Origin of the sequence: Kribbella sp. NPDC050470 (genome assembly GCF_044458365.1) — a bacterium.
GTDB lineage: Bacteria > Actinomycetota > Actinomycetes > Propionibacteriales > Kribbellaceae > Kribbella.
On record NZ_JBITHV010000006.1, the window covers coordinates 426,380 to 448,242 of the forward strand.

The window sequence follows — 21,863 nt, forward strand, 5'->3', positions numbered from 1 at the left end:
GTGTCGTGGTCACGGGAGACCGACGAGTTCCTGGCGAACCTCGACTATGGTCCGCAGTGGGAGGCGGCCGAGTCCTATGTGGTGACGGAACTTCACCTCGAGCTCGAGGAGCGTGAGCACCTTGGACATGACTGGGTGCTCGCGCCTGACGAGACGATCCTCGCCGGGTGTCAGCGGATCATCGACTCCTCGCCTGGCCCGGCTGTTCTCGAAGTTCTGGTGGACGCGCTGCGGGCGTCGTACCACCTGCGGCGAGTGCACGGGATGCTGACGCAGATCGCCACAGCGGCGGCCGCCGACTGGCGAAATGGCGATCGCGGGTATGCACAGCGCGACCTCGTGCGTCGCGTGAGTCAGGCGTACCGCTACGGCGTGCAGCCGGCGGACCTCGACTTCGTGCTGGAGATGTGTAGCGACCCAGCCTTCGGTCCACAGGACCCGGACGATGGCGAAGACCTCCGTGCCTACTGGTTCGACTCGCTGGCCAAGCTCAAAGATCCGAGGGTCGGCGCCTTCAGCCGCAAGCTCGTTCAGGACGACCTCGTATCGTGGTCCGACTTCAGGTTGATTGGCGCGATGCGGGTCGCTGCGAAGTCGTGGGCGTCAGCCGACGCGGAGGTCTTCGATCGGATCGCCGCGGAGCACCCCGACAGCTGGATCAGGCAGAACGCAAAACGCATTCTTCAACGACACGCCTGACGTCGAGCACCGATTCAGGTGAGGCGTACGACGTTGGGGTCCGGGCGGTCGTACGGGCGGTCGGGGCGTGGGGTGGTCGTACGGCGGTGGGCTGTGGGGTGGCGTGCGGCGGTGGGTGCTGGGTGGTCCTGCGGTGGTGGCTCTGGGGTGGTCGTACGGCGGTCGGCCTGGAGCGCCGTACGGCGGTCGGGTCTGGGGTGCCGTATGACGCCGGCTCGGGGGCGTACGGCGGTGGGCTGTGGGGTTCTGTGTGGCGGTGGGTTCTCATGTGTTGGGCGGCGGTGGGGTCTGGGGTGGCGTACGGCGGTGGGTTGTGGTGTCGCGTGCGACCGGGAGCTTGGGGTGTTGTGTGGGGGTGGGGTTAGGGGTGGCGGATGACGGTGGGTTGGGGGGATTCGTTGACGGCTAGGGTGAAGAGGTCGGGGCGGGCGTAGTGGCCGTTGGGGTCGAAGTCGAAGTTGGCGCGGTCCAGGTCGCTGAGGTCGAGCTCAGCGAGCAGGACGCCGGGGCGGCCGCGGAGGGGGCCGGCGAGGAGCTCGCCGAGGGGGGACACGATCACGCTGCCGCCGTCGATGAGTACGGTCTCCGGTGCATCGCCCTGGATCGGATGTACGTCGTCCGGCAGGTCTGCCCGGGTGAGGTACTGGTTCGCGCTGATCACGAAGCACCGGCCCTCGAGCGCGATGTGCCGCATGGTCGCCTGCCACTGGTCGCGGTCGTCGACCGTCGGCGCACACCACAGCTGCACGCCCTTCGAGTACATCGACTGCCGGAACAGCGGCATGTAGTTCTCCCAGCAGATGGCCGCGCCCAGTACGCCGACCTCGGTGTGCACGGCTGGCATGGTCGACCCATCGCCCTGTCCCCAGAGGTATCGCTCCGCCGCGGTCGGCATCAGCTTGCGATGCGTCGCGACGAGCCCGCGCCGCGGATCGAGGAAGACCGCCGTGCAGTACAGCGTTCCACCGGCCCGCTCGATCACCCCGGCGACCAGGTGGACGTCCAGCTCGGCCGCGAGTTCCGCCAGCCGCGCGATCTCCGGTCCCGGCACCTCAACCGCAGCCTCGCGATACCGCCGAAAGACGTCCCGCCCCTCCCGCGACCGCGCACCAACCGTGATCCCGAAGTCGAGCCCCTTCGGATACCCGCCCAGAAACGCCTCCGGCAGCACGATCACCCGCGCGCCACCCGCCGCGGCCTCCCGCACGTATCGCTCCGCCGTCACCAGTGTCGCGGGCGTGTCGAACAGCGTCGAGCCGGCCTGTACGGCGGCAACCACAACAGAAGTCATGTCCCGCAGCGTACGGTTCGTCGTGGTACGAGAGGGGAGTAGCGGGACGAGAGGGGAGTGGGATGTCGAGACTCACCGGTGACGACGTACTGGAGCACTGCCTGGGGAAGGCGGGGGCGTGGCAGGACGAGCCGTGGGAGGGGGACGTGGTGGCGAAGGTCGGCGACAAGATCTTCGCGTTCCTCGGCGGTGACGGGGTCGGGATCAAGTGCGGGAGCAACCGGGAGGAGGCCGACGAGCTGGTCGACACCTATCCGGCGGACGTCGCGAAGATGGCGTACATCGGCCGCTCGGGCTGGAACACGGTCCGGCTCGGCGGCGCCGTGCCCGACGACGAGATCCTCGAGCTGATCGACATGTCGTACGAGACGATCGTGGCCAAACTTCCGAAGTCGAAGCGGCCGTGACGCCCGTCACACCGGGTCATCGCTGACTCGGTACGCAGGGTATACAGTACGCCGTACACAATCTGACCGAGTGTGATGAGGGCGACAGTTGCTCACAACCGGTGACCGAACCGGGATATTCCCACTGCGGGCCGTGATCATTCCGACAACTGGATACGGCGCTCCGGATTTGGTGACTTGGACATCGACCGGTCAGAATAGGGGTGGAGAAGGGGAGTATTCCTTCGCGGCGGTATCGTCATCACGGTCAAGGGACTCGCTTCCCGCGCCCGGTGCCGCCGGCCAGGCTCGTCCAGCGAGTCAGGCGGAAGAGACCTTCGGAGTCCTGTTCCGTCTGCGCTCCGGAGGTTTCCTGTGCACGTTGCTGACTACGTTTGGTACATCACCGTCGGTGTGCTGCTCGCGCTGCTCGCGTTCGATGTGTTCATCATCGGGCGGCGCCCGCACGAACCGACCACCCGGGAGTCGGCGACCGCGATCGCGTTCTACGTCGGTCTGGCGATCGTCTTCGGCCTCGGGGTCTGGGTGTTCTCGGGTGGTCAGTACGCGGGAGAGTTCTTCGCCGGCTGGCTGACCGAGTACAGCCTCAGCGTCGACAACCTCTTCATCTTCCTGATCATCATGTCCAGGTTCGGCGTGCCCAGGAAGTACCAGCAGACCGCGCTGCTGATCGGCATCATCCTGGCGCTGGTGTTCCGCGGCATCTTCATCGCCGTCGGCGCGGCCGCGATCAACCAGTTCTCCTGGGTCTTCTACCTGTTCGGCGCGTTCCTGGTCTACACCGCGATCCACCTGGCCCGGCAGGGTGAGAACGACGATGACGACTACAAGGAGAACGCGGTCATCCGGTTCGCCAAGAAGCGGCTGAACGCGACCCACGAGTACAACGGCGTCAAGCTGACCGTCGTGCAGAACGGCAAGCGGCTCGTCACCCCGATGGCGATCGTGATCATCGCGCTCGGCACCACCGACCTGCTGTTCGCGCTGGACTCGATCCCGGCGATCTACGGCCTCACCCAGGAGCCGTTCCTGGTCTTCACCGCGAACGTGTTCGCCCTGATGGGTCTGCGGCAGCTGTACTTCCTGCTCGGCGACCTGCTGAAGCGGCTGGTGTACCTGTCGATCGGGCTGTCCGTGGTGCTCGCCTTCATCGGCGTGAAGCTGGTGCTGCACGCGATGCACGTGAACGAGCTGCCGTTCATCAACGGTGGTCACCACATCGAGTGGGCTCCGGAGATCCCGATCTGGTTCTCGCTGGGCTTCATCATCATCACGCTCGCCATCACCACGGTCGCCAGCCTGCGCCATTCCGCCAAGACCCCGCCGCACTGGCACAGCGACTCAGCCGGCGGCGGCGAGCTCGACGAGTCCACCCCGGTCGAGACCCCCAACGGCAAGACCGAGCCCGAGCTCGACGACAAGACCAAGTCGGAGCTCGAGTCCCTGCGCGAGCCGGAACAGTCGGACGCCAAGAAGCGCTAGCAAGGACAAACAAGTCGCCCCGGACCTGCGGTCCGGGGCGACTCGTCGTACGGGGGGCCGTGCACCCACCGGGCCAGGTGATCCGCCGGCGGGGCAGCCGGGTCACAAACGGGCGGCGGCTACCAGGGTGGCGCGGCGAGGGGCTGAGAGGGGTTCGTTTTCCAGGCGTTTGCCGGTTTCGGAGGCGTGCAGCATGCCTTCGGGGGAGACGAAGCCTACGTGGTGGACCGGCTGGCCGGGGCGGGCGAAGAAGTAGAGGTCGCCGGGTTGGGCTTCGTCGATGGGGATGTTCTCCAGGGTGTCCGCCTGGTCGTGGGCGTCGCGCGGGGTGCGAAGACCGAGCACCCGGCTCACGGTGTGGATCAGGCCGGAGCAGTCCAGCCCGTACGCCGACGTACCGCCCCACAGGTACTCGAGCCCCAGGAACTGCGACCCCAGCGCCAGCCGGTCCTCGGCCGACCCCGACCCGGTCCGCAGTGCGCTGTCGGCCAGCCACCCCGACCCACCATCGGGCGTCGCCACCCGCGTGTACCCGTCCGCGTGCTCAACCGACGCGAGCACCGTGGCGAACGACAACTCGCCCAGGATCCGCGCGTCACCAGCCGGCTCGGCCAGCAGAGCAGCAGTCGGTACGGCGACAGCGACCGGAGCCGACGCGGCCGACGGCAACTCACCCAGGTGGCTGGACGGCACCCAGCCCGGATACCCCAGCTCGTCCTGCGACGACGGCTGCCACGGCGCGACGATCTCCGACCAGCCGTCCCGTTCCGACCGCACCAGCACGGGTTCGGCGAACAGCAACTGGGTCAGCGTCCGGTCGTGCAGACCCAGGCGCGTCTCGGTGTCCATCGACTTCGCCCAGGCGGCCACGTCGGGCTGGGCGGCGATCGCAGGGGCGTCGATGTCGCGGGGCGCGTCCGGCGCGGTCCACACCGTGCTGACCGGGAATTTGGCGGCGACTAGCTTCATGCGGTCAAGCCTGTCACGCCGAGTCCGGGCGCCGACGGCAGGTGGATCAGCGCGCCGTCGTACCGGATCCCGCCCGTCACCGGCGCCTCCCGGAGCCACCACGCCGCGTCCAGGTCGTTGACCGCCGACGTCGGATACGCCGACACGAGCGCAGCCGCTGCGCCGACGCCGACCGGGCCCTCCATCATCGATCCGACGATGGTCTGGATCCCGTGCTCCCGGGCCAGCTCGAGCAGCGTCCGGGCCGGTCCGAGCCCGCCGCACTTGGCCAGCTTCACGTTCACCATGTCCGCGGCGCCGTGCCGGATCACGGCCACCAGGTCGCGCACGCCGAACACGGACTCGTCGGCCAGGATCGGCGTGCTGACCCGGTCCGTCACCCACGCCATCCCTTCGAGGTCGGCCGCGGGCACCGGCTGCTCGACGAGCTCGAGGTCGCAGCCGGCGTCCTCCATAGCGCGGATCGCGGTCACGGCGTCGCGCCGCGACCACCCCTGGTTGGCGTCGAGCCGCAGCGACGGGCCGGGACCGATCGCCGCCCGGACCTGGCGGACCCGCTCGAAGTCGGCGCGCGCGTCACCGGTGCCGACCTTGATCTTGAGCACGTCGAAGCCGTCGGCGACGCGAGCTCGTGCTGCGGTTGCGAGCGCGTCGGCATCGCCGACCGACAGCGTGACGTCGGTAGCGACCGTGTCCACCGTCGATCCAAGGAAGTTGTGCAGGGACTGCCCGCGACGACGGGCGGCCAGGTCGTGCAGCGCGACGTCGACCGCGCCCTTGGCGCCGAAGTTGCCGACGGCAGCATTCTGCACCCGGCGGAGCGCCTCGGTCAGGTCGTCCGGCTCGAGTCCGTCCAGCGCGGCCGCGATCGGTCCCTCGACGCACGCCTGGGCTCCGGCGAGCGACTCGCCGGTGACCTTCCAGACCTGCGGGGCCTCACCCCAACCGCTGACTGAGCCGTCGCTGACTGAGCCGTCGCTGATCTCGACCAGGAGCGAGTCGGCGTGCGTCGCCGTACGCAGAGCAGTGACGAACGGGGTGTGCAGCGGCGCCGACACCAGGTGCGTGGAGATCTTCATCGCACCGCGTCCAGGTCGTGGCGGTGGTTCCAGGCCTCCAACGCGATCGACGCGATGAGCTTCTGCGCGTCCGCGTCGGGCAGGTCGGACGTCGTACACACGACGAGCACGAAGGGATCCGCGTCGGCCGGGCGGACGATGCCGCCGTCGTGCCGGATCCGGGTGTCCCAGCCGTTCTTGTGCTCGACCCGGATCCCGGTCGGAAGCAGGGCGGGGATCTCGCCGTTCCACTGGTTGCCGGCCAGCAGGTCGCGCAGATACGTGCCCGACGCGCCCTTCTGATTGCCCACCGCAACCAGTACGGCGGCCAGCCCGGCCGGGCTCATCTCGTTGCTGATCCCGGCCCGCCGCGCCGGGATGTCGTCGATCCCACGCCGGATCGCGCTCGGCCCGGACCCCAGCTCGGCGTTGGCTGCCTTGACGCCGGCCAGCTCCAGCACCAGGTTCGTCGCGAGGTTGCTGGACACCGTGATCATCTCGGTCGCGAGCCAGCCGAGCGGCACCTGCGTACCCAGCTTGGTCCAGGTCGCCGGCGCGTCGTCCTCGTCCTGGCGCACGCCGAACCGGCCGCCGGCCGCGGACTCGAAGTCGTTGTGCACGGTCACCAGCTGCTCGAGCGCGAGCTCACCCGTCTCGACCTTGCGCATCATCGCCATCGCCACCGGCAACTTCATCGTGCTGGCGGAGTAGTGCGTCCGCTCCGCCTGGTGCTCGAACACCGGCGTACCGTCCAGTCGGCCGAGCCACACCCCGAAGTCGCCGCTCCCGTCGACCTCCCGGAGCAGTTCCGCGATTCCCATGCCGCTCACCCTTCCACACACCCGCCTGGCAGACTTCCGAGGGTGTCCAGAGCATTGGGTCTCGTTCTCGGCTTCGCCGCCGACCGTGTGCTCGGCGATCCGCGCCGCTACCACCCCGTGGCCGGCTTCGGCCAGGTCGCCACCCGCCTGGAGAAGCGCTGGTACGGCAACTCGCGCGCAGCCGGCGCGGCCTACACCGGCGCCCTCGTCGGTACGGCGGTCGCCGGCGGAGCGCTCGTGGAGCGGCTGACCCGGAACCGCCCGATCGTCCACACCCTGGTCACCGCCGCCGCGACCTGGACCGTGCTCGGCGCCCGCAGCCTGGACCGCGAGGCCGAGCACATGGCCGCCCTGCTCGAGGAGAAGGACATCCCGGCGGCACGATCCCGGCTGAGCCATCTGTGCGCGCGGGACGCGACCGACCTGGAGGCCGATGAGCTGGCTCGGGCGACGGTGGAGTCGCTCGCCGAGAACACCTCCGACGCCTGCGTCGCGCCACTGCTGTGGGGCGGTGCGCTCGGCGTCCCCGGACTACTCGGCTACCGCGCCGCGAACACGCTCGACGCGATGGTCGGCTACAAGTCGGCGAAGTACCTGAACTTCGGGTGGGCGGCGGCCCGGCTGGACGACGTACTCAATCTGCTGCCCGCTCGGGCCTGCGCCGTGCTGACCGGGTTCGCTGCTGGGCGGCCGCGGGAGGCGGTCGGGGTGTGGCGGCGGGACGCGTCGAAGCATCCGAGTCCGAACGCCGGGCCGGTCGAGGCTGCGTTCGCCGGTGCGCTGGACCTGCAGCTCGGCGGGCGGAACAGCTACGGGGACTATCAGGAGGACCGTGGCACGCTGGGAGACGGACCCACGCCGACGGTCGCGGACGTCCGCCGTACCGCTGCCCTCGCGCGGCGCGTCGGCGTCGCGGCGGCGGGAGTGGCAGTGGGAGTTGCGGGGATCCTGGCGGTAGCGAGCCGGCGGAAGGGGAGACGGTGGGTAAGGACCTGAGCCGGCGGCCGCTGCGGATCGCCCTGATCCGGCACGCCGAGTCCGAGGCGAACCTGGACAAGACGATCTTCGAGCGCGTCCCCGACCACTCCATCCCGCTCACCCAGCACGGCCACGAGCAGGCCGCCCAGGCGGGCAAGCGGCTGCGGGAGCTGTTCGAGAACGAACCGGTCCGGGTCTACGTCTCGCCGTACCTGCGGGCCTGCCAAACGCTGGAGTCGCTCGGCATCGATGACCTGCTGGACGTCGTCCGCGAGGAGCCGCGGCTGCGGGAGCAGGACTGGGCCAATTTCCAGGACACCGAGGACATCGAGCGGCAGCAGCAGCTGCGGGACTCGTTCGGGCACTTCTTCTACCGGTTCACCGACGGCGAGTCCGGCGCCGACGTGTACGACCGCGTGTCGACGTTCCTGGAGACGATGCACCGCGACTTCGAGACACCGGACGCGCCACGGAACATGCTGCTGGTGTCGCACGGGCTGACCATGCGGCTGTTCTGCATGCGCTGGTTCCACTGGTCGGTCCGGTTCTTCGAGACGCTGTGCAACCCGGACAACGCCGAAACACGCGTTCTGCTGCGGCAGCCGGATTTCCGGTACAAGCTGGACCGGCCGTTCGAGCAGTGGACACCTTACGAACCGACGGAACGGGAGCGATCGGCATGGTTGTAGAGCAGACCCGGGAAGCGGTCCTCGAGCTGCTGGCGAGCCTGTCGCCGGCTCAGCTGGACAAGGTCAGGGCCGCGTTCGACACGCCCGACCACAAGGACTGGACCTACCTGCCCGGCAACCGGCCCGGGCTGCCGCTGGCCGAGCTGACCCCGGCCCAGCAGCGGCTCGCGGAGCGGCTGATCGAGATCGGTTGCAGTGAGCGCGGCGTGGCCGACTCGAAGGCCGTGCTGGAGGCCGAGGTGATCCTGCGCGGGATCCCCGACCTGCCGCCGACCGGCGAGTGGGAAGGGTCCGTGCTGGGCGGGCGGTACTTCCTCCGGGTGCTCGGCGACCCGGCCGGCACGGAGCCGTGGGCCTGGCGGCTGAACGGTCACCACCTGGCCCTGCACGTGACCCTGGTCGACGGCGCGATCGCGTTCACCCCGCAGTTCATCGGATCGAACCCGGCCGAGGTGCGGTCTGGACCGCAGGCGGGCCGGCGGTTCCTGGCCGCCGAGCAGGACCTGGGCTTCCAGCTCCTGCACGCCCTCGAGCCCGGCCAGCGCGCGGTCGCCGTCGTCTCGGACGAGGCGCCCGACGACATCCTCACCCGGCACGACCCGGTCGCCGACGCATCCCTGCTGCACCGGGGCCTGGCGTACGGCGACATGACCGGCGAGCAACGCCAGGTGTTCAGCCTCCTGGTCGGCCAGTACGTCGGCCGCGCCGCCGGGCCGATCGGGTTGCAGACCTGGCAGGACATCACCGACCACGGCATCGAGCGCCTGACCTTCGCCTGGGCCGGCGAGACCGAGCCAGGCGTCGGCCACCGCCACTACTACTCGATCGTCGGCCCTACCTTCCTCGCCGAGTACGACAACACCCAGGACAACGCCAACCACATCCACTCCGTCTGGCGCGACCTCCGCAACGACTGGGGCACCGACCTGCTCGCTGCCCACTACTCCCAGAGCGCGCACTGATGGTTGGTGGACATGTCGTCGACGACCTGCGTGACCTACCGGCGGAGCGGCGTACGGGATGCCGTCGAAGACGCGGTAGTTGCTCTTGGCAACTCCCTGGACGGTGCCGGCGGTGGTCTGGACAAAACGCTCCGAGGCGCCGCGGGCGGTCGATGGCGCGAGGCCGACCGCGACCACAGCCAGAGGAGCTGAGACAGGAACCGGTGGGCTGGGACATGAAATACCATGTCCCAGCCCACCAGATGGTGTCTCGGGCCCCGACTTGAGTCGTAGGACCCGGGGCGGCCGCGCCGAGTCGATGTGCTCGTCAGTGCGTGACGAGTGAGGCGCAGAAGGCTGCGAGTTGCTGCTCGGTGAAGCCGTGGCTCATCAGGAACTCGGCCTCCGCGACGGTGCCGAGGTGGCCGCCTGGGTTGAAGGATCCGCCGAAGCCGCCGGGTAGGACGGTGCCGTCGGGCAGGGTCGCCCCATCCAGGGCACCACTGGCGATGGCGCTGCGCAGCGGGCCGAGGCAACCGGAGTAGTTGGTGGCGAAGTCGTTCGCGGGCGTGTCGGCCGACGCGATGGCCGGGGCTGCGATGCCGAAGCTCAGCGCGGCCGCGACGGTGAGGACTGTGCGGGTGAGGACGTGCATGGTGGTCTTCCTTGTCGGTGTCGGTGTCGGTGTCGGTGTCGGTGTCGGTGTCGGTGTCGGTGTCGGTGTCGGTGGAATGGCGGTCGGCAGGTGCTCAGTTGGCGGGGAGTGCCGACGCCGTCAGTTGGGTGGCCGGCGCGATGCGCTCGAGCGGGATGGCGGCGATCTCGTTGACCTGCCGTACGGCGGTCTCGGACGATGCCTCGAACAAGCAGTGACACGAGCCGTCGGAAGGCACGTAGACCGAGCCGATGTAGCGGACCGGCGTACCTTCTCGGGTGAGCTGATCGGCGGCGTCACGAGCCCTGACAGCGGCGGCCGTGACGTCGCCGGTCGCAACGCCCGGCAGTTGTCGCTCGACGATGTAGGTGATCATGGGGACTCCCTGTGCTGGCCGGCCCCGATGGCCGGCGACACCGACGACGCTACGAATGCGGCGACCGGACTCGCGTCGGGGAAACCCCTACGCTTCTCCCTGCACCGGAGCCGCAAATGCGTGGGCCAACTGCGCGGCGAGCTGCGTGCGGGACGTGACACCGAGCTTGCGATAGACGCGAGTCAGGTGCGCCTCAACGGTCTTGGGACTCAGGAACAAGCTCGTGGCGATGTCGCGATTGCGTGCCCCCTCGGCGACGAGCAGGGCGATCTGCAACTCCTGCGCCGTCAGCTGGCGCCGGGGGTCGTCGCTGTGCGGCTGAAGGGTCTCGCCGGAGACCCGCAGCTCGCTGCGCGCCTGGTCGGCCCACAGCGCGGCGCCGTACTCCTCGCAGATCGCCAGCGCCGATCGCAATTGGTCTCGTGCGGCCGAGCGTCGGCCTTGACGGCGGAGACGCTCGCCGAAGCACAACCTAGTGCGCGCCTCCGCGAGTGGCGCGCCGACATCGCGGGCGAGCTCGAGGGACTCGGTGAACCAGGTCTCGTACTCCTCGTCCGGCGCGAACAGTCCGCGACACCGGGCGACGGCGGCGAGGACACTTGCGGCGCCTCGCGGCCTGGCGTAGGCCTCGAGCCTTTCGATGAGCTCCACCGCCAGGTCGACCTGACCACACCGCACGTAAGCCTCCGCGAGATCGCCCTCGATGCCGAAGGTTCGCGGCTCGCTCACACCGCCGGCGGCCAGGAGTTCCGCGGCGGGTGCCAGCTCGTCGACGGCAGCCTGGTGCCTTCTGGACGCCAACCCCAAGGTGCCCAATGCCGCGGCGCACGTCACTCGTAGCTCTTCGGCCGGACGGGTGATTCGATCGACCTGTACGGCGTGCGCCTTGCACTCGATGCTTCGACCGAGGTCGGCCTCCACCCGGGCGAGTCCAGCCAGTGCCGTCGCCAGTTGGACCGGCTCGTCGAGTGACTCGGCAAGGGCACGTGCCTCGTCGGCCCGGACCAGGGCGTGATCGAGGCGAGCACCGCGACGCGCCACTTCCGCGGCATTGGTCAGGGCGTTCGTGAGCATCCAGAGGTCGCCGCTCGCGCGGCACAGCTCGATCGCACGGGTGAGCACGCGCTCGGCATCCGCCGACCGGTCCAGCCAGCTGAGCACCGGCCCGAGCATCGCCAGCGCGCTGACGTCATCTCCTTGCTCGGCCACGCGGGCTGCCTGTTCGGTCAGTCGCGCTCCGTCGTCGGTCTTGCCGGCCATGACGAGGGTGTACGCGACCTTGAACGTCACCACCAGTGGATGGTCCCGGCAGCCGATCAGGTCCCACGCCTTCAACGCATACGGCAACGCATCGGCTGCCCGGCACTGCGCACCGAGGTCGACGACGGCGTACGCGAGGAGCTTGGCCGCCCGTTCGGCGTCGTACGGCGCGACCCGGTCGGCGGCCGCCTGGAGGCGCTGGGGTGGGTCGGCGTGGCCGCGCCACAGCGCAACCCGGGCGCGCTCGTGCTCTGCGTCCGCCCGGAGCAACGGATTCCCGCTCGCCGCGAGCACAGCCTCCAGGTGTTGTTGCGCGACCGAGTGATGCCCGGAGAGAAAGGCGGCCACCGCGGCGGAGTAGGTCCGCTCGGCTCGTCGCTCAGGATCGGGACTGAGCCGCGCGGCGAGCTCGTAGGCACGGCACTCCGCCCAGCGCCCGCCGCGGTTCCGGGCGAGGTCCGCTGTCCGTGCCAGATCGGCCGCGATCGCCTCGTCCGGGGCCACGGCCGACAGCGCAGCGTGCCAGGCGCGCAGTTCCGCCCGCCCGGCCGGAAGTGTCTCTGCAACGGATCGATGTGCGGCCTGCCGCTCAGCGATCGTCGCGGTCTGATGGACCACCGAGCGGAGCACCGGATGCCGGAACACCAGTCCCGACGAGGTCCAGCGCACCAGACCGGCTCGCTCAGCGTGATCGAGCGCCGCGGGATCGCCGGTGAGAGCTCTGACCGCCGGCAGTAGTTGTTCCGCTCCCGTGTCCTCACTCACCGCCAGCACCAACAGGGCGGCCCGGGACGGCGCGGGTAGCGCCTCGAGCTCCCTGCGATAGACATCGGCGATCTCGCTGCCCACTGGCAGCGGTTCGGGCAGTGGCACCTGTCCGCTCAGCTCGGTGGGTTCAAGCGCAGCGACCAGCTCACGCAACGCCAGGGGGTTTCCGGTGGCCGCTCGCAACAGCATCGATCGGACGGACTCGGGCAGCTCGTGTCGTGCCGCGGCTCTGAGCACCTCACCGGCCGCGTCGTCGCCGAGACCTTGAAGCCGGAGCACCGGTATCCCGCGCGGCAGGTCCGCGTCGGGCCGTGGGTCGCGCGCTGCGAAGACCATGGCGATCCGCTCGGACTCGATTCGCCGTACTGCGAAGGCGAGCGCGGACGCCGAGGCGGCGTCCAGCCATTGAAAGTCGTCGACGAGGCACAGCATCGGCAGAGCCGCGGACGCGTCGGACAGCAGCGTCAGCGTGGCCGCCGCGACGGCGAATCCGTCGACCTCCTGCGCCGCGGTCTCGGCGAAGGCGGCATGCAGCGCGTTGGCTTGGCGGACGGGCAGTGCCGCGATGCTGTCTGCCGCCGGCCGAAGCAGCTCGAACAGCCCCGAGTAGGGCAGTTCCGTCTCGGTCTCGATCCCGGTAGCTCGCAGGATTCGGAAGTCGGCCGCACCCGCGGCGGTGTCGTCGAGCAGCGAGGTCTTTCCGATACCGGGCTCGCCCAGCACCAGCAACCCACCCCCGGAACCGGCCTGAGCCCCCGCGAGCAGGCGACCGACCCGAGCCCGATCCGCGTCGCGCCCCACCAGCACACTTCACCGTACCCCTGACACCGCCGGCGCACCCAGGCGCAGCACTCTGCGCAGCTGCTCGCGAGAACCACGGCGAGGGTTCGGCTAGAGTCGCTCTGTCAATCGACGGCATCAGCAGGAACCCGGTGTGAGTCCGGGACGGTCCCGCCACTGTGACCACCTCGTGTGGGAGTCAGGAACTGCCGCCGTCGAACCTCCGGACGGGGCGTGGACACCCCGAGGAAGGATCGTGGCCCGTGAACGAGCGAAGCGAGTTCATCGTCAGACACCGTCCCGCGAACCTGCTGCTGCTCTCCACCGCCGACACCGACCTGCTGGCCGCCTCCGAGGCAGATGCAGGTTGGAAGGTTGCGAATCCCGCCCGGCTGGACCTTGCCGAGCTGACCCCGCTGCTGGACTCCGCCGAAGTCGTGGTGGTCCGCCTGCTCGGCGGCCGCCGGGCCTGGGAGGAAGGGCTCGACGCGGTGGTCGCGTCCGGCAAGCCGGCCGTGGTGGTCAGCGGCGAGGCGGCGCCCGACGCCGAGCTCATGTCGCTGTCGACGGTCCCCGCCGGTGCGGTTACCGAAGCGCTCGCCTACCTGCGCGAGGGCGGCGCCGGGAACCTCCGCAACCTGGCCGGGTTCCTCCGGGACACGATCCTGCTGACCGGCGACGAGTTCGATCCGCCGCAGGCACTTCCGGCGTACGGCGTCCGTGGCACCTTCGTCGAGGACGAGCGCCCGGTCGTCGGCATCGTCTACTACCGCGCGCACGAGATCTCCGGAAACACCGCGTTCGTGGATGCACTGGCCGCCGCGGTGACGAACGCAGGCGCACAACCGTTGCCGGTGTACTGCGGCACCCTCCGCGGACTGGATCCGACCAGCCCCGACAACGCCGGCCTCTTCGAGCTGCTGCGGAAGTGCGACGTACTGGTCACGACTCTGCTCGCCGCCGGTGGATCCGTCGCGGCGGACGCGAGTGCGGGCGGTGCGGACGATGCGTGGGACGCGGGTGCGCTCGCGTCGCTCGACATCCCGCTGATCCAGGGCCTCGCGCTGACCTCGACGCGCGAGCAGTGGGAGGCCAGCGACGCCGCGGTCAGTCCGCTCGACGCGGCGACCCAGGTGGCGATCCCGGAGTTCGACGGGCGGCTGATCACGATCCCGTTCTCGTTCAAGTCGTACGACGAGGACGGCCTGGCTCGTTACGCGCCCGACCCGGAGCGCTGCGACCGGCTCGCCGGGATCGCGGTAGCGCATGCCCGGCTGCGGCACGTCCCGGTCGCCGAGAAGCGGCTCGCTCTGGTGCTGTCGTCGTACCCGACGAAGCATGCGCGGATCGGGAACGCGGTCGGTCTGGACACTCCGGCGTCCGCGGTCGTGCTGCTCGGCCGGCTCCAGGAGGCCGGGTACGACCTCGGTGATCTCGACGTGAACGAGCTGGAGGGTGACGGGCTTATCCACCGGCTGATCGCGGCCGGTGGTCACGATGTCGACTGGCTGACCGACGAGCAGTTGGCGAACGCGGTCGCGACGATCCCGCCGGCGACGTACGAGCAGTGGTTCGGCCGCGCCCCGGAGTCGTTGCGGGAGGCAATGACCGAGGCGTGGGGAGCGCCGCCGGGGGAGTTGTACGTCAACACGGCCGGTGAGATTGCGCTGGCGGCCTTGCGGTTCGGGAACGTCGTCCTGATGATCCAGCCGCCGCGTGGGTTCGGCGAGAACCCGGTGGCGATCTACCACGACCCGGACATGGCCCCGTCGCACCACTACCTGGCGGCGTACCGCTGGCTGGAGGCCTCGACGGACGAGGGCGGCTTCGGTGCGCATGCCGTCGTACACCTGGGCAAGCACGGGACGCTGGAATGGCTGCCGGGCAAGGGCATCGGGATGGCGGCCGACTGCGCGCCGGACGCCGTACTCGGGAACCTGCCGATGGTCTACCCGTTCATCGTCAACGACCCCGGCGAGGGGACGCAGGCGAAGCGGCGGGCGCACGCCACGGTCGTCGACCACCTGGTGCCGCCGATGGCCCGGGCCGAGACGTACGGCGACATGGCGAAGCTGGAGTACCTGCTCGACGAGTACGCGACCGTGCAGGCGCTGGACCCGGAGAAGGTGCCGACGCTGCGGGCCCAGATCTGGACGCTGATCCAGGCGGCGCAGTTGCACCACGACCTGCACACCTCGGAGAAGCCCGAGGACGACGACTTCGACGAGTTCGTGCTGCACCTGGACGGCTACCTGTGCGAGATCAAGGACGTGCAGATCCGTGACGGGCTGCACGTGCTCGGCGGCGCGCCGGTCGGCGAAGCGCGGATCAACCTGGTGCTCGCCGTACTGCGGGCCCGGCAGCTGTGGGGTGGGTCGTACTCGATCCCGGGTCTGCGTACGGCGCTCGGCGACAGCTTCGGCGTGTCCGAGGCCGACCTGCTTGCGGACCCGGGGAAGAGCGTCGATCTCGCAGACCTGGCGACGCTGGCCGATCTGCCCGCGGTGACCGGCGCGGACGGCGTCGACCTGCTCGAGGCTGTCGCCCGGAAGCTCGTCGTCGGGATGGAGACGCTGAGCTGGGACGCCGCGAAGGTCCCGGTGGTCGTCGCCGAGGTCATCGGGCGCTCGTCCGCCGGGGTCGAGGCCTCGCTGAGCTTCGCCGCGACTGAAGTGGTTCCGCGGCTCGCCCGGACCGGTGATGAGCTGGTCAACGTCCTCCGGGCGCTGGACGGCCGCTTCGTCGAGGCAGGTCCGTCGGGGTCGCCGACCCGCGGGCTGGTCAACGTGCTGCCGACCGGCCGCAACTTCTACGCGGTCGACCCGAAGGCGATCCCGAGCCGCAATGCCTGGGACGTGGGCGTCGCGCTCGCCGACTCGCTCCTCAACCGGCACAAGGCCGAGACAGGGGAGTGGCCGCGGTCGGTCGGTCTGACGGTGTGGGGTACGTCGGCCATGCGCACCCAGGGCGACGACCTCGCCGAGGTGTTGTGGCTGCTCGGATGCCGCCCGGTCTGGGACGAGGCGTCCCGCCGGGTCACCGGCTTCGAGGTGGTCCCGCTCGACGAGCTCGGCCGCCCGCGGGTCGACGTCACGGTCCGGATCTCCGGGTTCTTCCGGGACGCCTTCCCGCACGTCGTCGCGCTGCTGGACGAGGCGGTCCGCGCGGTCGCCGCGCTGGACGAGCCGGCGTCGGACAACTACCTGCGCGCGCACGTGGACGTCGATGTTGCCGAGGGCAATGATCTGCGGTCGGCCACCGCCCGGGTGTTCGGCTCCAGGCCGGGCTCGTACGGCGCCGGCCTGCTGCCGCTCGTGGACGCGCGGAGCTGGCGCACCGACGCCGAGCTCGCCGAGGTGTACGCGGTCTGGGGCGGGTACGCCTACGGCAAGGACCTCGACGGCGCCGAGGCCCGCGGGTCGATGGAGCGCGCCTACGCCCGGATCCAGGTCGCGGCGAAGAACGCGGACACCCGCGAGCACGACATCATGGACTCCGACGACTACTTCCAGTACCACGGCGGCATGATCGCGATGGTCCGCCACCTCACCGGCTCGAACCCGAAGGCATACGTCGGCGACTCCGCCGTACCGGCGCAGGTCAAGACGCGGACGCTCGAGGAGGAGACCAAGCGGGTCTTCCGCGCCCGCGTGGTGAACCCGCGCTGGATGGCGGCGATGCAGCGGCACGGGTACAAGGGCGCGTTCGAGATGGCCGCGACGGTCGACTACCTCTTCGGGTACGACGCGACCGCCGGGGTGGTCGACGACTGGATGTACGAGACGCTGACCTCGGAGTACGTCGCCAACCCGGAGATGGCGGAGTTCTTCCGCAAGTCGAATCCATGGGCGCGGCACGGCATCGCGGAGCGCTTGCTGGAGGCGGCGCAGCGCGGTCTGTGGTCGGAACCGACCGCCGAAGCGCTCGAGACGCTACGCAGCGCAGTCCTTGAGACGGAGGGTGACATCGAGGACCGCGGCTGATTGGCTAGAGGTATGGCGCCTGAGAACCTGAGAGTCCTGATCACCAACGACGACGGCTACCAGGCGCCAGGCATCCGGGCACTCGCACCCGCGATCGCCGAGCTCGGGTACGACGTACTGGTCGTGGCGCCGCTGGACGACCAGAGCGGCGTCGGCTCGGCCCGCGCCGGGATGGTCGACCGGCCGATCCGGACTGCCTCGGAATCCGAAAGCGGCATCACGTACCACGGCATCGACGGGACGCCGGCGCTCGCCGTGACGCTGGCGACCGTCGGGGCGTTCGGCGTTGCGCCGGACCTGGTCGTGTCGGGGATCAACCGCGGCCACAACATCGGCGTACCGATCTTCCACTCCGGGACCGTGGCCGCGGCCCTGACCGCAGCGGGCCAGGGCCTGTCGGCGGTTGCCGTCAGCATCGACTCCGAGGACCCCGGGCACTGGGGCACGGCGGCCGCGGTGGCTGCCGAGGCATTGACCTGGATCGCGCCGGAGCCGGCCGGGACGGTGCTGACCATCAACGTGCCGGACCGCCCGCTCGACCAGCTCGCCGGGGTTCAGCACGCTTCGCTGGCGCCGATCAAGCGGTCCCGGATCAGCGGTGCGACCGCGCCGACCGGGGAGCCGATGATCCACCTCTCACCACCCGCTGCGAACCCGGTCGCCGGCTCGGACGAGGCCCTGCTCGCCGCCGGGTACGTCGCGGTCACCCCGATCATCGGCATCCGCGAGGTCAAGGACGACGCGGCGGCCACCGCCTTGGCGAAGCGACTCTCCAGCTACCGCTGAAGCTATACGTCGCGGAGTACGGTCCGCCGGACGCACCCATTCCCGACGAGCCGATCAACCTCGTACTGATCGCGGACTTCGAGGAACTGCGCGACGACCTCGGCATCGAGCGGTGGGCGATCCTCGGGCACTCGGCGGGCGGCAACTACGCGGTCGAGTACGCGATCCGGCATCCGTCCGCGGTCAGCGCGGTGATCTTCGACTGCCCATGCTGGGACTTCGACGACCGCCACCGGCTGCCGATCTTCGCCCGCCTGTACGACGACCTCGGCGACCCCGAGCGCGCGGCCCGATGCCGGGAGCTGGCGATCGTCGACCGCCGGCTGACGGCAAGATGTACGAGCTCGCATGGGGTCTCGGCGACCGCTTCCAGGACCTGTGGTTCCACGATCCGTCCCGGTGGACCGAGTTCCACCGGATCGGGGAGGCGGCCGGCTTCACCGACGAGATGTGGGAACGCGGCAACAGCCACCTGGTGACGCTGCCCGAGCTCTACACCTCCAAGCTCGACCGGCTGCCCCTCATCACCCAGCCGACCCTCCTGATCGAGGGCGCCGACGACCTCGCCACCGACCCCGTCTCGATCCAGGCCTACCGCGACAACGTCCCCACCGGCCAAGTGCTCACCTTCGCCCGCTCCGGCCACTACCCCACTTCGAAGAACCAGAACGCTACGCCAACCTGGTCCGCTCCTTCGTCCTGGACGCAACGCAGTAACTCTGCATCCCTTCCAGATGCCGTCGGGTCCGCTCCGCACGCTCCCACCCGCCCGGTCCACGCGCTTCATTCGACCGAAGCGTGGTCCCAGCGAACGTGGTTCGTGAGCTGACCGCACTCGGTCAGCTGCGGCGTGGTTCGGGGGCTGTGTGATCCGACGGCGCCCTCTGCCGTCCGTGAGGTGCGCGCTCCCGCCCAGACGACGCCACCAGCCCTCCCTGGACAGCCCACGAGCCCCAGCCACCACCGTCACCACAGCGGTCCTCGACACTGCCGCATCCCACCCAGATGCCATCGGCCCACCCGCCTCGCACACCCAGCACGGACACCGTCGTTGTCCACAGGGCGCGTCCGGCTGTGGATGACCTGGTTGCTGGAATCCCTTGAAAATAACGGGATTCTGGTTTGAATTCTGTCGGTGATGGTCCCTAGGGTTGGGGTATGGAACTCCTGGGCGAGCGGCCGGTCTGGTCGATGAGTGGCGGCGAGATGCTGTCGACTCTCGACACACTCGAGGCCGAGCTCGCCCGGCTCCAGACCTACCGCCTGCACCTCATCAGCGGCCTGGACAGCGTTGGGTACGCCGAGGAGCTCGGCGCCCACGACACGGCCAGATTGCTGGCCTTCCGGTATCGCCTCAACAGCATCGACGCCCGGCGCGACGTACGGCTCGCCCTTGCCCTCCCCAAGTACGCCGACGTGTCGGCGGCACTCCCCGATGTGACAGCCCAGTACTCCACTGTCGACGCCGAGGGCGCTGATGACGCCGAGGGCGCTGATGACGCGGCGAGCTCTGATGATCGTGCTGCTGACGGTGAGGACCGTTGGTTGCTCCGTCCGGCGCAAGCCGAGGCAGTCGTGTCAGCGCTCGAGCGCGTCCCGTCGACGGTCCCCGCAGCGGACCTCGCGGTCGCAGAGCAGCAACTGGTTGCCTTGGCACGCCACCTTTCGCCGGCCGAACTTCGCCAAGCAGGCAAGGAGATCCGAGACCTCCTGGACGCCGACGGCCCGGAGCCCGATGAACGCAAGGCCACCGCCCGCGAGTCACTGACCATGAGTACCACCGACCATGGCGTCACGTTCCGCGGCTACCTCGCCAACGAGAACGCCGAACTGTTCCGGACACTGATCCACGCCGGGGCAAGACCACACAAAACCGTCGACGGCGAAGCAGATCCACGATCTCGTGACAAGCGTCAGGCCGACGCCTTGACCAGCGTCCTGACCGCCGCCGCCGTTGCAAGCGACGCAGGCCTCACGCCCGATACCACCAACAGTTCCAACCGCGCGGGCGGTGCTGCTGATGATGTGCGTGGAGCTGCGGGTGGAGGGGTGCCCGGCTTCGGAGCCAAGGCGAACATCACTGTCACCATCGACCTGGCGGATCTGAAGGCGGCCACCGCTCACGCAACCGGCAAGCTCGTGTACGGCGACGACCTGTCCGTGGCCGCGATTCGCCGACTGGCGTGCGACGCGAAGATCATCCCGCTGATACTCGGCACGCACTCGGAACCACTCGACGTCGGCCGTGCCGAGCGACTAGTCAACCGATCGATGCGCCGTGCCCTGAACGCGCGTGACCGAGGCTGCGTCGTGTGCGGCGCTCCACCGATTCACTGCGACGCCCACCATGTACGCAGCTGGATCGACGGCGGCCCCACGTCCATCACCAACCTCGTCCTGCTGTGCCGCCGTCACCATCTCGACCTGCACGCCGGGCACTGGACCATCGCCATCACCAACGGCACGGTCCACGTGTCCCGCCCATCCTGGGCCGACCCACCACCACCCCGCGCAACCTACCCCGACAAGTCGAGCAGACAAGGCCAGGACGAGCCCACCACCCGAGTCCGTCCCATGCCCACACAGTCCCACCCACCCGCCCCCCACGGCAAACCCGACATGACCCCCGGCGCTCCCGACCCGCCGCCAACGCACCCCGCGACCAGCGAACGCCCGCCTCAGCCCAGCCGCTGGACGTCCGACGAGACGACCCTCCAGGACGCGGCCCGCTTCGCAATCCTGGGCTGAACCCTCAGCCGTGCCACGAGGGTTCGGGCCTCGGCGTGCCCGAGTTCCCGCCCCCGGCAGCTGAACAGCCTGAACCCGGCGCAACGCGTCAACTCAGGCCAGCGTGGTCCAGGTTCGGGTCGACCCGGGCGCGCTCGGCCTGCTTGGGAGTCGCGTCCACTGACCAAATGCGGGTTGAGCCCATGAACCGCCGCCGCCGGGATCCCGCTGCAGTCGATGAAGCGCGATCCAGCACCCAACCGGGTGGGTGCGAGCGTGCGTGGGCAACCCCCTTCCACCCCACCCCCACACCACTCCCACCGCACCCCGCGCCCACACCCCGCGCCCACACCACTCCCACCGGGCCAGCTCGGCGGATCACGGCTGGCTGGGATCCCGCTGTACTCGATGAAGCACGACAAGCGCCCAACCGGGTGGGCGGGAGCGTGCGTGGGCAACCCCACTCCCACCCACCCCCTCCCGCCCCACACCACTCCCACCCGCACCCCGCGCCCACACCACTCCCACCGGGCCAGCTCGGCGGATGACGGCTGGCCGGGATCCCGCTGTACTCGATGAAGCGCGATAGCGCGCATGCCGGCACGTGGGAGCGCGCGGACCGGTGGCGACGAAGGAGCCGGTTGCGGGAGCGTGTAGGACGAACCACTCGACTCGGGTCGGCTGCGAGCGCGCGTGGGACATCAGACCACTCCATCCCGCCTGGGGTCGGCTCGGCGGATCACGGCCGGCGGGATCACGCTGCAGTCGATGAAGCGCAAGCGCGCAACGCCGGGCGGTGGGAGCGTGAGTGGGGCTGACAACTCCACGCCGGCTCGGCTCGGCGGATCACGGCCGGCGGGATCACGCTGCAGTCGATGAAGCGCGATAGCGCGCAATGCCGGGCGGGTGGGAGCGCGCGGAGCGGCGGCGACGGGGGAGCCGGTGCGGGAGCGTGTGTGGGGCTGACCACTCCACCGTGCGTGGGGAAGATCTCTTGTCTTGTCGGTGATGGGGGCGGTGGGGTGTGCCATGATCGGGCGGACGGGTGTGGAGGAACACCGGTGACCGGCTTGGCCGGGAGTCCGGGGCGGTCCCGCCACTGTGACCGGGGTGACCCGGGAGCCAGGACATCTGCGCTCCGTCCGCCGCTTCGCGATCTCCGCGGTACGGCGTACCAGCTGCCGTAGCGGGCG

At 69.8% G+C, this 21,863-nt stretch carries 18 protein-coding genes and 2 riboswitches; of the genes, 10 read left to right on the top strand and 8 right to left on the bottom strand.

All coding sequences use genetic code 11. From position 1 onward, the window contains the following. On the top strand, positions 1-699 hold the full coding sequence (locus tag ACIBGM_RS20105) for a hypothetical protein (protein WP_360535621.1): 699 nt from the start codon (positions 1-3) through the stop codon (positions 697-699). A gap of 361 nt (positions 700-1,060) precedes the next feature. Here ACIBGM_RS20105 and ACIBGM_RS20110 read toward each other — a convergent pair whose 3' ends face one another. After that, positions 1,061-1,990 carry a carbon-nitrogen hydrolase family protein gene (locus ACIBGM_RS20110; protein ID WP_396386405.1) on the bottom strand — a complete coding sequence of 310 codons (930 nt, stop codon included), beginning with the start codon at positions 1,988-1,990 and terminating at the stop codon, positions 1,061-1,063. Positions 1,991-2,052: 62 nt separating this feature from the next. On the opposite strand from ACIBGM_RS20110, the gene ACIBGM_RS20115 reads away from it, so the two are divergent. Further along, on the top strand, positions 2,053-2,397 hold the full coding sequence (locus ACIBGM_RS20115) for an MmcQ/YjbR family DNA-binding protein (RefSeq protein ID WP_396386406.1): 345 nt from the start codon (positions 2,053-2,055) through the stop codon (positions 2,395-2,397). A gap of 354 nt (positions 2,398-2,751) precedes the next feature. Next, positions 2,752-3,879 (top strand): TerC family protein, encoded by a 1,128-nt coding sequence (locus ACIBGM_RS20120; protein ID WP_360535615.1) that lies wholly within the window; start codon positions 2,752-2,754, stop codon positions 3,877-3,879. Positions 3,880-3,981: 102 nt separating this feature from the next. Here ACIBGM_RS20120 and ACIBGM_RS20125 read toward each other — a convergent pair whose 3' ends face one another. The 3 genes from ACIBGM_RS20125 to ACIBGM_RS20135 are packed head-to-tail and all read right to left on the bottom strand — an operon-like array spanning position 3,982 to position 6,727. Continuing rightward, entirely contained in the window at positions 3,982-4,848 is an 867-nt protein-coding gene (locus ACIBGM_RS20125; RefSeq protein ID WP_360536091.1) for an NlpC/P60 family protein, read from the bottom strand. Then, positions 4,845-5,927: a mandelate racemase/muconate lactonizing enzyme family protein gene (locus ACIBGM_RS20130; RefSeq protein ID WP_396386407.1), complete on the bottom strand. Its 1,083-nt coding sequence runs from the start codon at positions 5,925-5,927 to the stop codon at positions 4,845-4,847. Before ACIBGM_RS20130 ends, ACIBGM_RS20125 begins: the two co-directional genes overlap by 4 nt. Continuing rightward, positions 5,924-6,727 (bottom strand): serine hydrolase, encoded by an 804-nt coding sequence (locus ACIBGM_RS20135; RefSeq protein ID WP_396386408.1) that lies wholly within the window; start codon positions 6,725-6,727, stop codon positions 5,924-5,926. The genes ACIBGM_RS20130 and ACIBGM_RS20135 overlap by 4 nt, the downstream gene beginning before the upstream one ends. A 42-nt stretch (positions 6,728-6,769) precedes the next feature. On the opposite strand from ACIBGM_RS20135, the gene ACIBGM_RS20140 reads away from it, so the two are divergent. Genes ACIBGM_RS20140 through ACIBGM_RS20150 form a run of 3 tightly spaced genes read left to right on the top strand, consistent with a single transcriptional unit; the run spans position 6,770 to position 9,356 of the window. Then, complete coding sequence (locus ACIBGM_RS20140; protein WP_396386409.1) at positions 6,770-7,723, top strand: cobalamin biosynthesis protein; 954 nt, start codon at positions 6,770-6,772, stop codon at positions 7,721-7,723. Next, positions 7,708-8,394, top strand: a complete 687-nt coding sequence (locus ACIBGM_RS20145; protein WP_360536083.1) for a histidine phosphatase family protein — start codon at positions 7,708-7,710, stop codon at positions 8,392-8,394. Before ACIBGM_RS20140 ends, ACIBGM_RS20145 begins: the two co-directional genes overlap by 16 nt. Continuing rightward, positions 8,385-9,356, top strand: a complete 972-nt coding sequence (locus tag ACIBGM_RS20150) for a DUF3500 domain-containing protein (RefSeq protein ID WP_396386410.1) — start codon at positions 8,385-8,387, stop codon at positions 9,354-9,356. Before ACIBGM_RS20145 ends, ACIBGM_RS20150 begins: the two co-directional genes overlap by 10 nt. Positions 9,357-9,663: 307 nt before the next feature. Here ACIBGM_RS20150 and ACIBGM_RS20155 read toward each other — a convergent pair whose 3' ends face one another. The 3 genes from ACIBGM_RS20155 to ACIBGM_RS20165 form a co-directional block, all read right to left on the bottom strand. After that, complete coding sequence (locus ACIBGM_RS20155; RefSeq protein ID WP_360536079.1) at positions 9,664-9,990, bottom strand: hypothetical protein; 327 nt, start codon at positions 9,988-9,990, stop codon at positions 9,664-9,666. A gap of 94 nt (positions 9,991-10,084) precedes the next feature. Further along, positions 10,085-10,366, bottom strand: a complete 282-nt coding sequence (locus tag ACIBGM_RS20160; protein ID WP_396386411.1) for a nickel-binding protein — start codon at positions 10,364-10,366, stop codon at positions 10,085-10,087. 87 nt (positions 10,367-10,453) lie between these two features. Next, positions 10,454-13,195 carry a LuxR C-terminal-related transcriptional regulator gene (locus tag ACIBGM_RS20165; protein WP_396386412.1) on the bottom strand — a complete coding sequence of 914 codons (2,742 nt, stop codon included), beginning with the start codon at positions 13,193-13,195 and terminating at the stop codon, positions 10,454-10,456. A 76-nt stretch (positions 13,196-13,271) separates the two neighbouring features. Further along, a riboswitch (cobalamin riboswitch) is annotated at positions 13,272-13,404 on the top strand. A 33-nt stretch (positions 13,405-13,437) separates the two neighbouring features. On the opposite strand from ACIBGM_RS20165, the gene cobN reads away from it, so the two are divergent. Together cobN and surE are read left to right on the top strand one after the other, a co-directional pair. Then, positions 13,438-17,157 (top strand): cobaltochelatase subunit CobN, encoded by a 3,720-nt coding sequence (cobN, locus tag ACIBGM_RS20170; RefSeq protein ID WP_396386413.1) that lies wholly within the window; start codon positions 13,438-13,440, stop codon positions 17,155-17,157. 12 nt (positions 17,158-17,169) lie between these two features. Continuing rightward, positions 17,170-17,943 (top strand): 5'/3'-nucleotidase SurE, encoded by a 774-nt coding sequence (gene surE / locus ACIBGM_RS20175; RefSeq protein ID WP_396386414.1) that lies wholly within the window; start codon positions 17,170-17,172, stop codon positions 17,941-17,943. 2 nt (positions 17,944-17,945) lie between these two features. Here surE and ACIBGM_RS20180 read toward each other — a convergent pair whose 3' ends face one another. Further along, on the bottom strand, positions 17,946-18,116 hold the full coding sequence (locus ACIBGM_RS20180) for a hypothetical protein (RefSeq protein ID WP_396386415.1): 171 nt from the start codon (positions 18,114-18,116) through the stop codon (positions 17,946-17,948). Between ACIBGM_RS20180 and ACIBGM_RS20185 the strand changes: the two genes are divergently transcribed. Together ACIBGM_RS20185 and ACIBGM_RS20190 are read left to right on the top strand one after the other, a co-directional pair. Continuing rightward, positions 18,048-18,422, top strand: a complete 375-nt coding sequence (locus tag ACIBGM_RS20185; protein ID WP_396386507.1) for an alpha/beta fold hydrolase — start codon at positions 18,048-18,050, stop codon at positions 18,420-18,422. The genes ACIBGM_RS20180 and ACIBGM_RS20185 overlap by 69 nt on opposite strands. Before the next feature lie 679 nt (positions 18,423-19,101). Then, a complete protein-coding gene (locus ACIBGM_RS20190) occupies positions 19,102-20,691 on the top strand; it encodes a DUF222 domain-containing protein (RefSeq protein WP_396386416.1) in 1,590 nt (529 codons plus the stop codon). Between the two features lie 1,032 nt (positions 20,692-21,723). Next, positions 21,724-21,800, top strand: a riboswitch (cobalamin riboswitch). Positions 21,801-21,863: the final 63 nt, after the last annotated feature.